General features: G+C 44.2%; 17 protein-coding genes. 11 read left to right on the top strand and 6 right to left on the bottom strand.

From position 1 onward, the window contains the following. The first annotated feature begins 44 nt into the window (after positions 1 to 44). From AB6805_RS29645 to AB6805_RS29680, 8 genes are all read left to right on the top strand, one after another. On the top strand, positions 45 to 461 hold the full coding sequence (locus AB6805_RS29645) for a hypothetical protein (RefSeq protein WP_370913059.1): 417 nt from the start codon (positions 45 to 47) through the stop codon (positions 459 to 461). Positions 462 to 587: 126 nt separating this feature from the next. Continuing rightward, a complete protein-coding gene (locus tag AB6805_RS29650) occupies positions 588 to 1,172 on the top strand; it encodes a hypothetical protein (protein WP_370913060.1) in 585 nt (194 codons plus the stop codon). Then, entirely contained in the window at positions 1,169 to 1,606 is a 438-nt protein-coding gene (locus tag AB6805_RS29655) for a hypothetical protein (RefSeq protein ID WP_370913061.1), read from the top strand. The genes AB6805_RS29650 and AB6805_RS29655 overlap by 4 nt, the downstream gene beginning before the upstream one ends. Further along, the gene (locus tag AB6805_RS29660) at positions 1,606 to 2,319 is read left to right on the top strand and encodes a hypothetical protein (RefSeq protein WP_370913062.1); all 714 of its coding nucleotides are present in this window, start codon (positions 1,606 to 1,608) and stop codon (positions 2,317 to 2,319) included. The genes AB6805_RS29655 and AB6805_RS29660 overlap by 1 nt, the downstream gene beginning before the upstream one ends. Positions 2,320 to 2,482: 163 nt before the next feature. Beyond that, positions 2,483 to 2,962 (top strand): hypothetical protein, encoded by a 480-nt coding sequence (locus AB6805_RS29665; protein ID WP_370913063.1) that lies wholly within the window; start codon positions 2,483 to 2,485, stop codon positions 2,960 to 2,962. A gap of 60 nt (positions 2,963 to 3,022) precedes the next feature. Continuing rightward, positions 3,023 to 3,478, top strand: coding sequence for a hypothetical protein (locus tag AB6805_RS29670; RefSeq protein ID WP_370913064.1), 456 nt, complete (start codon positions 3,023 to 3,025; stop codon positions 3,476 to 3,478). 98 nt (positions 3,479 to 3,576) lie between these two features. Further along, positions 3,577 to 3,882: a hypothetical protein gene (locus AB6805_RS29675; RefSeq protein ID WP_370913065.1), complete on the top strand. Its 306-nt coding sequence runs from the start codon at positions 3,577 to 3,579 to the stop codon at positions 3,880 to 3,882. Between the two features lie 1,217 nt (positions 3,883 to 5,099). Then, complete coding sequence (locus tag AB6805_RS29680) at positions 5,100 to 5,627, top strand: collagen-like protein (RefSeq protein WP_370913066.1); 528 nt, start codon at positions 5,100 to 5,102, stop codon at positions 5,625 to 5,627. Positions 5,628 to 5,749: 122 nt separating this feature from the next. On the opposite strand, the gene AB6805_RS29685 is transcribed toward AB6805_RS29680, so the two are convergent. The 4 genes from AB6805_RS29685 to AB6805_RS29700 are packed head-to-tail and all read right to left on the bottom strand — an operon-like array spanning position 5,750 to position 8,537. Then, positions 5,750 to 6,400 (bottom strand): response regulator, encoded by a 651-nt coding sequence (locus tag AB6805_RS29685; RefSeq protein ID WP_370913067.1) that lies wholly within the window; start codon positions 6,398 to 6,400, stop codon positions 5,750 to 5,752. Further along, entirely contained in the window at positions 6,397 to 7,194 is a 798-nt protein-coding gene (locus AB6805_RS29690) for a sensor histidine kinase (protein ID WP_370913068.1), read from the bottom strand. Before AB6805_RS29690 ends, AB6805_RS29685 begins: the two co-directional genes overlap by 4 nt. After that, positions 7,176 to 7,841 carry a hypothetical protein gene (locus AB6805_RS29695; RefSeq protein WP_370913069.1) on the bottom strand — a complete coding sequence of 222 codons (666 nt, stop codon included), beginning with the start codon at positions 7,839 to 7,841 and terminating at the stop codon, positions 7,176 to 7,178. Before AB6805_RS29695 ends, AB6805_RS29690 begins: the two co-directional genes overlap by 19 nt. A gap of 9 nt (positions 7,842 to 7,850) precedes the next feature. After that, a complete protein-coding gene (locus AB6805_RS29700; protein ID WP_370913070.1) occupies positions 7,851 to 8,537 on the bottom strand; it encodes a hypothetical protein in 687 nt (228 codons plus the stop codon). Positions 8,538 to 8,859: 322 nt separating this feature from the next. Between AB6805_RS29700 and AB6805_RS29705 the strand changes: the two genes are divergently transcribed. Continuing rightward, positions 8,860 to 10,404: a S10 family peptidase gene (locus tag AB6805_RS29705; protein WP_370913071.1), complete on the top strand. Its 1,545-nt coding sequence runs from the start codon at positions 8,860 to 8,862 to the stop codon at positions 10,402 to 10,404. A gap of 251 nt (positions 10,405 to 10,655) precedes the next feature. Here AB6805_RS29705 and AB6805_RS29710 read toward each other — a convergent pair whose 3' ends face one another. Both AB6805_RS29710 and AB6805_RS29715 read right to left on the bottom strand, forming a co-directional pair. After that, on the bottom strand, positions 10,656 to 11,432 hold the full coding sequence (locus AB6805_RS29710; protein WP_370913072.1) for a porin family protein: 777 nt from the start codon (positions 11,430 to 11,432) through the stop codon (positions 10,656 to 10,658). 24 nt (positions 11,433 to 11,456) lie between these two features. After that, a complete protein-coding gene (locus AB6805_RS29715) occupies positions 11,457 to 12,512 on the bottom strand; it encodes a PCMD domain-containing protein (RefSeq protein ID WP_370913073.1) in 1,056 nt (351 codons plus the stop codon). A gap of 53 nt (positions 12,513 to 12,565) precedes the next feature. Here AB6805_RS29715 and AB6805_RS29720 point away from each other — a divergent pair, with 53 nt between their 5' ends. Next, positions 12,566 to 13,081 carry an aromatic acid exporter family protein gene (locus tag AB6805_RS29720; protein ID WP_370913074.1) on the top strand — a complete coding sequence of 172 codons (516 nt, stop codon included), beginning with the start codon at positions 12,566 to 12,568 and terminating at the stop codon, positions 13,079 to 13,081. Positions 13,082 to 13,139: 58 nt separating this feature from the next. Next, positions 13,140 to 13,970, top strand: coding sequence for a phosphatase PAP2 family protein (locus AB6805_RS29725; RefSeq protein ID WP_370913075.1), 831 nt, complete (start codon positions 13,140 to 13,142; stop codon positions 13,968 to 13,970). Positions 13,971 to 14,251: the final 281 nt, after the last annotated feature.

A 14,251-nucleotide genomic window follows, 5' to 3' on the forward strand; every position in this document is an offset into this window, starting at 1 on the left:
GTCCTGGTGGTTGTTTATTTCATCAAACGTAACAAACGCAGATAATGGCATACTATAACAATAACCGGGGCTATTCCCGTGGGAGTTACGGGAAAAGGGCAAATTATACCTACTCCGGTAGGCCGACACAAAAAAGAAAAAAAAGCGGCTGCAAGATGCGCAGCGGTTGGACTTCTCGTAAAACCGGTGAACGTGTTGATGATAACCTGTTGACCGGCTGGAATAAAAGCCGTACCCGTGGCTTTATTACATTTATTGCCATTCCTCGGAAAGAGAAGGAAACGAGCAATGCAAATTTTGAACATTGGGTTGTTAGCGTTCAATTTTCCACCGGTAAAAAGACGTTTACAGGGTTTTACAACGTGAACCGTAGACTTTTGACAATTCCCGATTTGCAGATGGTTGCAAATCCCAATGCCCCTAACGGCGGCTATTTCGGCACCTTCAAAAAAAGTAAGTAATGAAAAGTTTGTTTAAAGTTCTCAAATATGCAGGCATAATTATTATTGTCCTGGAAGCCGTGAAAACGGTAATGACAAAGGTTTCACAGGAATACCCTGAATTGATGGAATCTAAAGGAATTGAAAATGCTAAGTAGCTATGAATTAAACCTGTTGTTAGCCGTTGAACAGCGGCTTTCCTTTCCTGCTCTAAGTTTGGTTAAAAGTATCGCCTTTGAAACGGGCGGTACTTTCAACCCTGCAATTAAGAACAAACAGAGCGGCGCTACCGGGTTAATTCAATTCCTGGAAAGCACAGCGGAAGGGATTGAAAAAGGGCTTTACCTGCGTTTGCCACATATGACATTCCAGGAACAATTAGGCTATGTAGAAAAGTATTTTTTGCAATGGAAAAAAACCTTTCCGCTGCCGCCCCGTGAGGCGTTTGACGTTTACGCCTTAATGCTTCACCCTGCACTTTTCAATAAACCGGATGAAACGGTTTTCGCTATCCAGGGTACAAAACGTTTCGACTGGAATCGTGCCTTTGACCTGGACGGTAACGGTACAATTACGAAGGGCGAGGTTAAAAAAAAATGGACAACGGCCACAGACAAGCTAATAACCGGTAGTCGTATTCCTATTACAACAGTAACAGCAAACGGCTTTATCCTCATATCTGTTGCCGTTTTCCTGACCGCTATGTATTACATTTTAAATTTACCACGATGAAAAAACAGGACTGGAAAAAGTACCTGATTTATGGCGGGTTGATCTTTATAGCTTATAACCTGTATAAAGGTGTAAAGGCTGCTGGTACTGCTGTTAGTAGTCTTGCGGAGCTGGATGCCCTGGCAAACGCTAGTAACGTAAGCAAAGAGCGGATTGCTGTTTGTAAAGACGTTGCGAGCAAGGTTGAAAAAGCTATCTGGAATTATCATGATCTTTTCGGTATCCTTCCAATTACTGATTGGAAATTTAACGAAGATGAACCCGCTGTTATCCAGGCTTTGAATAGACTAAACACCACGGAGGAAGCGAAACTCACCAGCCAATTTTACGCGCAGGTGGCGCGGGGTAATAGCCTCAATGCTGATGTAAAGAAATATTTAAACAGCGGTGAACAGGCGCAAATAAAGATTACTGTTTTAAATTCTTTGGACTAATGAATAATAATTATATTTTCTCTGATGATTTTTTCGCACACATCAGAGCGCCTAAATACCAACTACAGAAGGTTTCCACGGATACAAAGGGACTTGGTATTTTCCCGCCACTGGATGAAATAAAAATTTCTTTTGTTGAGAATGCACAGATATACTATAGTGCTGCAGAACGTGGGTTAACAGTATACAGTCAGGAACTCATTACGGATAACAACGGGAATGTAACCGGTGCTGTTATGTATATGAATATTCCCGCGGCAGTTCCGCGTGTGCAGCGGGTAAAGGGTTTGGTAATCCCCTGGGCTTTGTCCGAAAAAATAACGCCCTGGGATGTTATGGGTATGGAAGGTAACTTACATGGCCTGGAAGGTTTGAACGGATATAGAGATGATGCTTTTTACGGGCAATGCGTGCATTCCTCGTACTTTTCGCATGATGGAGAAGGTGAAAGCCACCCCTCCGGCGTTATCAGGTTTGGGATAATGTACCAGGTACCACAACCACGGAGAAGTATATACGAAAAAGACACCTATACGTATACTGTAGACTACAAACATTTATACGTTTCACCTGTACACATTTCCGGTTCACTTGTTGAAACATTGAAAACCCAGTGCTGGCCTGGCAATTTGGACTTTTCTATACTGCACAGACCCGCAGGAACTTATGAAGTAGAAAAAAAAGGGGAGCATATTTTGTTTCGTGTTCTGTAGAAACATATATTTGCCGTGTCAAACAACTATCGAAATACAATAACAGCCTGGTCGCCGCCCTGGAATCTTATTAAGTTCTGGGGCTTGGCATCGGGTTGCAAGTACCCGAAACCTTCGGCGCCACGGCAACGATGTTGTTTGACAGTGACCAAGCCCCTTTTATATGAACAACCAAAGCACCCAAAACGTCACCAAACAGCGGCGCCCGATTGAATTGCATGAATGGTTCACGTATCATCAAGCAACTACACATCTTTGGCGTATCACATTAGGGCCTACGGGCCAACCAGAATTTCACACGCTTCCGCATCAGGTACAGCGTTGTTTCTTAACCTTTACCACGCTTTTGATTCCTGTTATCCAGGAGCATATTTCCATTTTTACTGATATTAAATTTTGTTCATGTGAAATCCCACGTATTGAACTTGCTGATATTTACACTCAATCACAGGCACATAACTTGTTTGAAAGAATGTATCAACGGTCTATTTCCTTACCTGGATATAAAAAGTTATCAAGTATCGAAAAGGAGAATGAAACGCTTTTTTATACTGCGATACAAGACCTCATTACACTATATTACAGCCCCCAAATCACGCTGGACCATTGTTTGGAACCCCGGCCGAGGGGGGAAGGGGGGTGACGCGGCCGCAGCGTCCCCCCGGTTTGTTTTTTCGCTTTTTTAACCTCTCAAAATAAGCCTATGGCTGCATTCATTGAAGTATTCCGGTATAATAGCGATTACGGTTTTTACCTGGTTTTCGATTGCTACGAGCAAGCGGGTTTTGCCATGCGAGAAATAATGAAAAAGGGTGCATTTCGTACTGAACCGAATTGTTATCGGTTTAAGGTGTCTACCGATCAAAAAGGCCAGTACGGTAGCGTATTTAGTGACCTTTTATTTTATGCAGATGATTGTTTTCCCTGGGTAGATTTCCTCACAGAAATTTTTGATAGAAAGTACAAGTGGGCACAAATTAAACTGACCAATGAAGCAACTATAAATAATTGGGAAACCGTTGCCGTCGCGCCGACGGTCGCCAGAGCGTTAAAACTTTGGCGGGGGCTGGGTGTCTACCTGGCCTCCATTTTCATTAAAAAAAAGGCTGTAAAGCCTACTACTGATACACAAACAATAGGGATTTTTTACCACAACTAACAACAGGTAATAGGGATTAATTCCCCGGGTGCTGTATCTACTTTGCCCGGTATTATATTAACTTAATGTGATAGTATATTAACGTAAAAAAAGCTAGAATGGACAACCAGGAAAGAGAAAAATTTGCCTTAGAGATAAGGCTGGCTACAGCTGATTTCTTAGTGCGGCTGCGTGATTTTGGTGTGCCTATGCAGTATACCAATATTGAGTTTTCCGTACCTGTAGGGCATCTACCAAACTTTGGCACGGGTCACAAAAATATTACGATAGGTGATAGATTGTATGCAAAGACCACCGATACAATAGTAATAAGAAACGGAAAAGAAGTTGTTATCTCAGCTTTGATTACTGTTCACGAAGAAACACCAAGGCAGACGCCTGGAATGCTGCCAGGTGGTTATTGAAAGATCGTTGTATAATAATCCACTATCTCAGCGGGGCGGCGATTTGTTCGCTGCCTCTTTATTAGTGCCTGGTGCAATCCCCTGAAACCCTTTACCCTGGCTGCTGAAAATTTGCTTTCTCCAGGACATGGACGGCTGCCAGCCATAGGCGCGAGTTTTAGGACTTTTGACCAGGCTAATGGCCTATGAAACCCGCCATAGGCAGCACCTTTCGATTTTGACTTGTCCAAAACAGCTTTTTTTGACAAATTGAACAATTTTTAATCAGAAAACGTTATAACCGGTCATGGCGAAGTATAAGAAAATACGGCAAATAGCACGGCCACTAAATAAAAAACACCTACAGGAATACTTTGAGGACGGAGAAATACAAATTATTGAAAGCTGCCGTAGGCGCGTTTACGCGCAGATTGCCCGAAAAAGTGTTATGGATAAGAACGAGTTCAAAAGAAGATTTTCTGATCAGGTGTATAGCAGGGAAAGAACGGACGACCTTGTAAACATTGTTTTTGAATACTTCATTGAAGAGTCGCTAATTGTCCACTTAGGAAATGATCTATACGAAAATTCATAGGGCCGCCGATCTAGCGGCCTTTTTTTATACCTGGTAGTAGGGTAATAGCATCTTCACAATTTCAGCAACGGGGGCTTTTTTTTGGCTGAATCCGTTTTTTATATATCTTCGGCGTGTTATTGACTTCGTTAGTTCTTTGGCTTGTTGGTAGATAAAAAGGTGTGCAAATCCGTATCCAGTAAAGAGAAGCGCCCGTATGACTAGGAACTTTTATGTTCCTTTTTTATGGTCTGGAATAGTCTTATAATTTATATTATGTTAAGTAAAATAACTCCTCAATAAGACTTCTTTAATAAACATTAGTGAATTCAAAGTTATTAGCTTCGGGGGCAATGACGGTTTTTAGGCCGCTGTCGGCTGATTGAATTAAGGGATGGGTTACTTTAAGTTTCCTCTTCCCTCCCATGCAAAAAAAACGTACCACATCGCAGATCGATTCTTCCGTTTTTTAACGGTAGCTGTTTCCGTTTATTATTCTTTCAATTCTGATTAAACACTCATTGTCTGCTCTTTCTTTAGCAGATAGCTTTGTAAGGCTTTGCTACACAATGGTTCGGAAAAACTTTATACAATCAAGTACAGAACCAATAGGCGAGAATGAATAATTATATCAACTAATTTTTACCCCTTAAAATGTTACAAAATGAAAAGATGTTTTTTCTTCCTGCTACTCACTATGATTGCCTGCTCCAAAACCGGGCCCACCGGTCCGCAAGGCGAACAAGGTATCCAGGGTAAACCTGGTGGAACGGGTGCTCAGGGCCCCCAAGGGCCGCAGGGAAACGCAAATGTTCAGGTATATGAGAAGGACATCTCTACCCTGAAATGGACAGCAGCGGGTACTTACCTTTACATGCAAATTCCAGCCCCCAATGTATTAACAGAAAACGTGCTGAATACAAGTACTATCCTGGTATATGTTTACACCTCTGATTTCAACGGTTGGGGCATCGTCCCTTATAACACGGAAAGAAACATCAGGGTTACTGCAGAAATTGGAGTGGGATATGTACAGCTAAGGAAAGATCAGAATGGAGTCCCCTCAACACAGTCATGGCATTCTAAAATAAGACTGGTGATTATTAAAAATACGGCAACAAACCAGTTGACCCGTCAACAGGAAATCAATATGAATGATTATCCGGTCAGTTTGTTAAAATCATTAGATTAAGTCTAAATATATTCCGGTATTTAACCAGCGGAAGAAGCTTCCGCTGGTATCATTCAGAACCATTTCCGGATACGAACTCCTATCCACACTTAGATTCCGCCAGCACCATTGCAATATGATGCCTATAGTTTTATAAGCCCGCTTTTTATGGCGTACAGTACCAGCCCAATACGCGTTTTAAGATCCAGCTTTTCAAATAAGCTATCCCTGTAGCTTTCCACCGTGCGTGGACTGCAAAACATTTTTTCTGCGATCTCTTTGTAAGTAAGCTCGCTGGCGGCATACTGTAAAAACTCAATTTCACGGGGGCTTATTTTGATATCGAATGCCTTGTCTCCTTCATCCATATGCGCTATTTTAAAAAAGACCTTACTGGTAGCCCAGTCAGGATAATACATTCCTTTATTGACCAGCGCATACAGGGCCTTTTCCAGGTCGGCAGGGTGTATATTTTTATGCAGGTATCCCCTGGCACCAAGCTTAATCATTTTCACCAGGGCATTGTCATCGTCCTGTACAGATAAGGCCATTACCAATACTTCGGGGTGATTTTCCTGCAGCCATGCAGCGGTTTCAAATCCGTCCATTACAGGCATAGAGATATCCAGCAGAACAATATCCGGAATGTTCTTCCGCTGTTTAAACTGGTTAATTAACGCCTGCCCATTCTCCGCTTCATATAATATGTGAAAATCGCGGAAACCTTCCACAATGGAAGCAATTGCTTTGGCAATTAACAGGTGGTCATCTACTACTACAATACTGTACTTCATATAAGGGGAATAGTCCATTTTTCAGTAGGTAGATACAGGGTTAAAATAGTTCCGTTTCCGGGTGTACTTTGCAGCGTAAAATCTGCTCCAATCTGCTGTGCTCTGCGCTTCATGTTTCCGAGGCCAATGCCATTGGGTATTACAACAGTATCAAATCCCTTTCCATCATCAGAGGCCTTCACAAGCAAATGACCATGCTGCAGATCAAGCTGAATAAAGATCCTTTTGCAATGTGCATGTTTCAGGCTGTTTTGAATAAATTCCTGTAAAATACGGAAAAGAATATTTTTCTCCGGCGAAGGAATCGCTATTGTTGATACATTACTTTCCAGGGATAAATAACAAATACCGGCGGCATTCACCTGCCTGCATTCATTTTGCAGCAAGGTAATAAGATCGGCCTCTGCCAACTCCGGATTGTTGAGTGTTTTCGAAAGCTGTCGCAATTCCGCCAATGATTCAGTGATGATATTACCAATGGTGTCTACTCTTTCTGTAATCTCCGATAGCTGCCTGCCTTGTAACAATTGACTCGTGTATAAAAAAGCCAGGGTAAGCTTTTGGCCCACACTATCGTGGATTTCACTACCAATTTGCTGCATGGTACGACGCTGTATTTCCAGTTGCGCATGTAGCAGCTCCCTTTGATGCTGTTCCAGGATACTGGCCTTTTCCATATTATGTTTTAGTTTCTTTTGCTGGAACTGAAACATAAAGATGATGGTGCCGGCAATAAAGATTAACAGTATTACACTTACCAATATAATGAATATGGTCATTTCGGCTTGCTCCATATCATTGCAAGTATAAATGAAATGTACATGAGATAATTCAACCCAAACTGAATATACCAATAAACCATGAATATTGCCGGATAACGGGTTCTCAGGGTATTATGCAACCCGTAAAAAGGCAGTGTGCCCATGTAGAAAATCAGTAACCCCAAACATACCCAGAACATCAGGTTAGTCCTAAATTGAAGCACCTCTTCACTTGCAGCAAGCCGTGCAAAAAAGGCAATAATAAGTATTAACAACATGATATTACCAATAGTATAGGAAAAGGAAAAGAACCATAACTTTTCTTCACTCAAATAAGCAATATCAACAATCCAACTGGTAATATAGGCAGCTGCGGCCACCAGTGGCCAGTTTTTGAGCCTCGCCATGTTATACTTGTAATATTGCCGGAAAAGCCAATAAAAAAACAGAAACTGCAATGGGATGCCAAAATATAAATACAGTTTACTGTTTAGCGCTACGTCTCCCCTCACCTCCCTGATATATTTACCCGCCAACTCTACGATTACGATTGCCGCAAGGTATATCGGAAACCACTTCCAGTGAGAATGGCGCAATTTCTTCCAGTAAACAATACCGGTAACGCAGGCTAATAACTCCACCAGATTGAGCCCCCATCTGATAAACTGGCTATGATCCATGTTGGCTGATTAATAAGTTCCAAATATTGCTTTGTTTGAAGGCGGGGGAGCCATATCTCCATGATTCTTTGTATAGGCGGAGCTTGTAAGGGACAATATGAACATCTCCTTTTTTTCTGCCGACAATCGCGCCAGTTCTTCCTGCCCCTGTTGGGTAAAATATTCACTGAAACGTTTAGGGCTTGTACAGCTATATGTATTTACCGGATCAAAATCCACCTGACTATCTCCTTCCGCAAATGTTGGAACCATAAACAGCGTGTGCTTTTCCCCATAATCGGCAGGTAGCTCTTTGAAATCGTTTTTCGTTTTCATGGTACTTGAATCCGGGTATTTACCATAATAGATTCGTATCCCTAGCTTCATATCACAGTTACTTCTACAGGCAGCGGCTTCTATTTTCCAAATAAAGTTTTTGATAGTTTCCAGATCAAACCAGATGGAATGAGTATCCTCTCTATTCATCAACGCGGTAGCTACTCCGCTCCTCGCTGCTACACGTGACTTTGTTTTATCGCCGTTGTAGTCCTCCGACATAACCTTTGCAAGGTTGGCATCAATGAGGCCTGTAAGCGGAATATTTGAATAATCCTTGCAATGGTTACAGCGCTCCGTTGGCACTTCCGGTCTTGTTGCAACCAGGTAAATAACTGCGCCGAGCAGCGCAATGTTGGTAAAAACGAGGATAGTTTTCATTTAAAGAGGTTTTAAAGTGGATGATTAGGATAACAATCAAAAGTATAAAAAAAGGAGACTAAAAAGGTAGTTGTAGTCGCCCGCATAACATCGAATTACGGTTTGATAGCTTTAAGTGTTTGAACCAGTTAAATATACATATTGTGAGATCAACAACAGTTTGGGTACTTAAGCACGCTGTCTCCGTCTTTTAACGGAAGCTGCTCCTCGCTGTTTATGGGCGTAAGTATGATTTGATCCTCCTCCATTCACCCACTCATCCGAATGTGCTTGATTTTCTGAAGCAATTGCACAATCTTTAAGCGCAATCAAGATCCAATCCATGAACGTAATAACAAAACAACTATGGCTGCCGCTATTGCTGGCAGGTACTATTGGCCTGCAGCTACAGGCACAGCAGAAGAACAATAAAGTCAATCCGGCCGCCAAAGAGGAAACGACGCCGCAATGGTCCGTTGTCCTGAACCCGGATACGGCCGTTACCACCTTTCACGATGTAACAGTAAAAGGTCAGAAGATCCCTTACAAAGCCATCGCGGGCACGCAACCAGTATGGGACCAGGATGGCAAAGTACTGGCGGGTCTCTTCTATACTTATTATGAAAGGACTGATGTAAAGGACCGCGCAGCAAGACCGCTGGTCATTTCTTTTAATGGTGGCCCCGGCACTCCTTCTGTATGGATGCAGATTGCCTATACCGGCCCAAGATTACTCAATATCGATGACGAAGGATACCCGGTACAACCCTATGGCATACACGAAAATCCGGAAACCATCCTGGATATCGCCGATATCATTTACATAGATCCCGCCAACACCGGCTTTTCCAGGCTTGTAGGAAAAGATGTGCCCCGCGAAAAATTCTTCGGGGTGAATGCAGACATCCGCTACCTGGCAGAATGGATCAACACTTTTGTGTCCAGGCAAAACAGATGGGCCTCCCCCAAGTACCTGATCGGTGAAAGCTATGGCACTACCCGTGTTTCCGGCCTGGCGCTGGAATTGCAGAACGCGCAGTGGATGTATCTCAATGGTGTGATCCTGGTATCCCCTACCGATCTGGGCATTTCCCGCAACGGCCCTGTAGATGCGGCATTGCGGCTCCCTTACTTTGCCGCCACCGCATGGTATCACAAAATGCTGCCGCCGGACCTGCAACAGAAAGATCTCACCGCCGTGTTACCGGAAGTAGAGAACTTCACCATCCATGAATTAATACCGGCCATCAGCCAGGGTGGATTCCTGGAAGATCAGCAAAGAAAAAGCATCGCTTCTAAAATGGCCCGTTACTCCGGTTTACCGGAAAAAGTGATCCTGCAACATAACCTCGACGTACCACCGAATTTCTTCTGGAAAGAATTACTGCGTGATAAAGGGTTTACCATAGGCAGACTGGATTCCCGCTACCGTGGCCTCGACCGGGAAGATGCAGGCAATGGTCCGGATTACAACGCCGAACTTACTTCCTGGCTGCATGCGTTTACACCAGCCATTAATATTTATCTCAGGCAAGAGCTGAAATTCAATACCGATCTCAAATACATGATGTTTGGTCCCGTGCATCCGTGGGATAAGAACGGCGACAACACCGGCGAAAACCTCCGTGAGGCCATGGCCGCCAACCCCTACCTGCATGTAATGATCCAATCAGGCTACTACGACGGCGCCTGCGATTACTTCAATGCCAAATACAGCATGTGGCAAATGGATCCAGGCGGCCGTCTGAAAGACCGCCTGTCGTGGCGCGGCTACCGCAGCGGCCACATGATGTACCTCCGGAAGGACGATCTGGCAACAGGGAATAACGATATCCGTGATTTCATCCGGGCGTCCCTTCCCAAAGCCGGACAGGCAGCGAAGTACTAGTACGCGGATGACCGCGAAGGTTGTCTTGAGCACTGATTACGCTGATTATACTGATTTAGGGATTGATCACTTTGGATTTTAAAGGATTAAGGGAGATATAAGCGGATATATTCGCTTATATCTCCCTTAATTATTGTTTAAGAAAATCTAAGAAATCAAAGAAAATCCAAAAGTAAAAATCCAACTAATCAGTATAATCAGCGTAATCAGTGCTCAAGACAACCTTCGCACCGCCGAAGGCGGTCGCGGCTTTATATTTTATAGGTTACGCCTAACGTCAGGTAGATGTTGTACAAGGGGAAATCCATTCCTTTAAAATCGTCGGGGAATATAGGGCGCAATCCCCAGTTGAGGTTGCCGTTGATGCTGAGCTTTTTACCTACGCGATAGGCAGCGCCGCCTTGTAAACCTGCATCAAATGAACGGACTTCTGTACCAAAATCGAAGGTGGCTTCTGTGATGTTTACTTTCTCTCCTAAGGATCCGCCGTTGCGGATATATCCGTCCGAAACATTACCGTGGAAGTTGGCGCTGAACAACCAGGCCACGTAACCGCCCATGTTAAAACGCCACCTGTCATTGGGCGTATATACCACACTGATGGGAAAAAACACATATGCATTACGTACCGTGGTTTCGTTTTTACCGGTAAAGTCTCCTTCAAAACGGCCACCATCACTGGTGGTAATGATAGTAGGAAAATACTGCACTTCATCTTTGGTAAACATTCCTTTATAATCCAGTTTCACCGCTACAGCAGCACCCCACTTTTTTGTTTTGCGGTACGACAGCTCATAGCCCAGCGAAGGAGAGAATTCAGGCCGGTAGGTTTCGATTTTACGGATAGTGTTGGGCAAGCCTACGGGCGCAGTACCACCAAAGTTAAACCCCGCCAGGATGCGATGTTCGAGTACCGGTTTAAAGTGGTGCGCATTCGTTTGCCCGTGCCCGTTATCCTGTGCCAATAACGGCGAGGCAGTGGCGAGCATGCCTGATATCAATACTGGTATTCTTATATTTATCATCATTTGTAATCTTTTTATACTACCCGGTTACTTTATCACTTCCAGGCTATCGAGTACCAGCCTGCTACCGATAGCACCTTTATAGGTATCGCCATCTTTGCTGGAAGAAGCTACAATTGCCATCATCATTTTCTCTGTTCCTGTATATGGCTGTACGGTTTTAAACGGAATGTCAAATCGTGTCCATGTGCTGTGAGGACCGCCGTCCGGTATACTGGCAGTGGCTACTATCCTGTCTGATGTGTGGATGTTGGTGGCATCCAGCCTGGTGGTTCCTTTGAACAGCACTGCATATAAAGAACAGCTGTCTTTCATGCCCGCAATAATATTCCCGGCTTTATCCTGGTATTGTTCTCCCGGCTGATATTTATAGTAACCCACGAAACGCAGTGGCTTACCTGAATAGGGCTCCCCGAATTGCGTGGCCGTTAACGGCGCCGTCATGGCATTTCTCGAATCAAATACACCTATAAAAAGAGAACCGGCAAACAGCTTAATGCCTAACAAGGCGGACAAAGCCGTGCCTTTGCGGGTCACCAATTCAGCGGCAGACTTTCCGTGGTAGGCGTCGGAAGTGGCACGCAGCGGATATTCCATCGGATCTTTCTTTACGCCAGATAAGGCAATGCCAGGGTTACCGGATGACCAGAAAGTACTGCTGCCATGTTCTTCTACGTACTGGTATTTATCTTTATCCTGCAACAGCCAGGTTTCAAAGTCCCATTTCCATATGCCCATCCCGCCAAATTCAACCTTGTAGGTCTTCTTATTTCCGTTAGCGGCAGTAACAACATACTCGCTTACCCGTGAAGAATCCAGGTGCAGTGAGTCGCCGGATGCCGGCAATACCGTAGCTCCCGCCGAAGTGGTAATAGTGGGGGTTACACCGCTCTTAAATGCAGCAGGTGTAAGGTTCAGCATGATCTTTTTGTTTGCCTGATCAATAAAAATATCTGCAGTGAGATATTTTTTTTCAATGATAAATGTTTCAATATCTGCCTCCGGGTTAATGGGAGCGTCTTTAATGCAGGCGTGTAACAAAATAGTCAGCGTGGCCAGATAACATAGTTTCCTTATTTTCATGCCGTTATTTGGTTAAATCACTAGAACAACTTCCAATTGCCAAAAGTTCAATCATGATTGACAAAATAAGAATCAGGCGAACATTCATCTACGCAGCCAAATGCGTCACCGGCGTGCTGGTAGTGCTTGGTCTGTCGTGGTTAGTCAATTACAACGACATCATCTGGGTGCTGATTTCTGTGATGCTGGTACTGTCTCCTGACGGATCAGACGCAGTAACGTTAGCGGTTACACGCATTAAAGCAAATGTGGTAGGCGGTATATCGGGATTCCTGTTGATATTAGTGCATCCGAATATGTTGATGATGATGTGTGCTGCGGTATTTATTACAGTAGTGATCTGCAACCTGCTAAATCTTGAAGCGGCTACCCGTACGGCGCTGGCGGCCACTATTATTGTGATGACCCACGAGGCAGGTGAACATGTATGGGATACTGCCGTGGCAAGAGTATTGTCTGTATTGGCCGGTTGCCTGCTTGGACTGCTGATTACGTTCATCTTCCATAACCGTTATACCAAACAAACCGCTGAAATGATCCTTCCCAAACCCGACCGCGGCGGGGAATAAGATGATACAGAATTACTTCAGAATCGGCTCCTATTTTTGATGTAATAAGGAGTGACGCATGAAGAAAATGATAATATCAACAGGTTTGGCGTTGGGCGCCCTCACCTGCTCTTATGGTGCTGATGCACAGGAAACAGATTCCCTGCCTGCCGGAAATGATTCCATCCGTTTTACCTATCCTGTGCAAAAGAGCCAGCTGCCTGCCTGGCAAACAAAACAATTTCATACCACTATCGCGGGTGTTGCTGTTCCGGTGGCAATGATCAGCTATGGGGTGTTTGCGCTTAATAATCCAACGCTGAGGGACCTGAACTCCACTACCAAAGCGGAAATCAAGGAAGACCATCCTCAATTCCGCACGCATATTGACAACTACCTGCAGTATGCTCCCGTTGCTGCGGTTTATATCCTGAATGCCGCCGGCATCCAGGGAAAACACAACCTGCGGGACCGCTCCATCATCCTGGGGATATCCGCTGTAATTACTGCCGGTACCGTGGAAATTGTAAAAAATCGTACCCATGAAGAGCGGCCGGATCACTCCGACTACCTTTCTTTCCCTTCCGGGCACACTGCTACGGCTTTCGCTGCTGCAGAATTTCTCCGGCAGGAATACAAAGACGTATCCCCCTGGTATGGCGTGGCGGGCTATTTAGCTGCTACCACCACCGGTGCTTTGAGGATGTATAATAATAAACACTGGCTCAGCGATGTGGTAGCCGGTGCCGGTATAGGCATACTGGGCACCAAAGCCGCGTACTGGATGTACCCCTGGATACAGCGGCAGCTCTTTAAGGATCCGGCGCACACGGCGACTAAAATGATCATGCCTTACTATAACCCACAATTTCACAGTGCCGGTCTTAGCTTTATCTTCTTCCCCCGCTAAGTAACTTGATAAGTAAATGATATATCACAACGCCTATAGGGCGCTGTGACGCTGCATCCGTCCCGGATGTGAAAAATACGTATATTAAAATATTAATTGGAGTGTTAACTAAAGAATACATGGGGGTTAACCCCTAAAGCTGGCCTGGTTACAAACACCTGTTTTTTGGCAATACGGTAAAGTTGCAGGTTTATCCTGAGAAATTTTGTGATTTAATTGTTAACGTGCAAAAAAAATGTTCATTTTTGCAAAAGTACCTGTGAAAAACCATTGACCGGTGT

The sequence above is a fragment of the Chitinophaga sp. RCC_12 genome (assembly GCF_041360695.1).
In the GTDB taxonomy this organism is placed as follows: Bacteria; Bacteroidota; Bacteroidia; order Chitinophagales; family Chitinophagaceae; genus Chitinophaga.

Bases quoted from the DNA above. Each gene is read 5' to 3' on its own strand.
- AB6805_RS29695 (WP_370913069.1), bottom strand. From the start codon at position 7,841: ATGGATCATAGCCAGTTTATCAGATGGGGGCTCAATCTGGTGGAGTTA.
- AB6805_RS29720 (WP_370913074.1), top strand. From the start codon at position 12,566: ATGATTGACAAAATAAGAATCAGGCGAACATTCATCTACGCAGCCAAA.
- AB6805_RS29705 (WP_370913071.1), top strand. From the start codon at position 8,860: ATGAACGTAATAACAAAACAACTATGGCTGCCGCTATTGCTGGCAGGT.
- AB6805_RS29675 (WP_370913065.1), top strand. From the start codon at position 3,577: ATGGACAACCAGGAAAGAGAAAAATTTGCCTTAGAGATAAGGCTGGCT.
- AB6805_RS29690 (WP_370913068.1), bottom strand. From the start codon at position 7,194: ATGGAGCAAGCCGAAATGACCATATTCATTATATTGGTAAGTGTAATA.
- AB6805_RS29700 (WP_370913070.1), bottom strand. From the start codon at position 8,537: ATGAAAACTATCCTCGTTTTTACCAACATTGCGCTGCTCGGCGCAGTT.
- AB6805_RS29665 (WP_370913063.1), top strand. From the start codon at position 2,483: ATGAACAACCAAAGCACCCAAAACGTCACCAAACAGCGGCGCCCGATT.
- AB6805_RS29710 (WP_370913072.1), bottom strand. From the start codon at position 11,432: ATGATGATAAATATAAGAATACCAGTATTGATATCAGGCATGCTCGCC.
- AB6805_RS29650 (WP_370913060.1), top strand. From the start codon at position 588: ATGCTAAGTAGCTATGAATTAAACCTGTTGTTAGCCGTTGAACAGCGG.
- AB6805_RS29670 (WP_370913064.1), top strand. From the start codon at position 3,023: ATGGCTGCATTCATTGAAGTATTCCGGTATAATAGCGATTACGGTTTT.
- AB6805_RS29715 (WP_370913073.1), bottom strand. From the start codon at position 12,512: ATGAAAATAAGGAAACTATGTTATCTGGCCACGCTGACTATTTTGTTA.
- AB6805_RS29680 (WP_370913066.1), top strand. From the start codon at position 5,100: ATGAAAAGATGTTTTTTCTTCCTGCTACTCACTATGATTGCCTGCTCC.
- AB6805_RS29685 (WP_370913067.1), bottom strand. From the start codon at position 6,400: ATGAAGTACAGTATTGTAGTAGTAGATGACCACCTGTTAATTGCCAAA.
- AB6805_RS29660 (WP_370913062.1), top strand. From the start codon at position 1,606: ATGAATAATAATTATATTTTCTCTGATGATTTTTTCGCACACATCAGA.
- AB6805_RS29655 (WP_370913061.1), top strand. From the start codon at position 1,169: ATGAAAAAACAGGACTGGAAAAAGTACCTGATTTATGGCGGGTTGATC.
- AB6805_RS29645 (WP_370913059.1), top strand. From the start codon at position 45: ATGGCATACTATAACAATAACCGGGGCTATTCCCGTGGGAGTTACGGG.
- AB6805_RS29725 (WP_370913075.1), top strand. From the start codon at position 13,140: ATGAAGAAAATGATAATATCAACAGGTTTGGCGTTGGGCGCCCTCACC.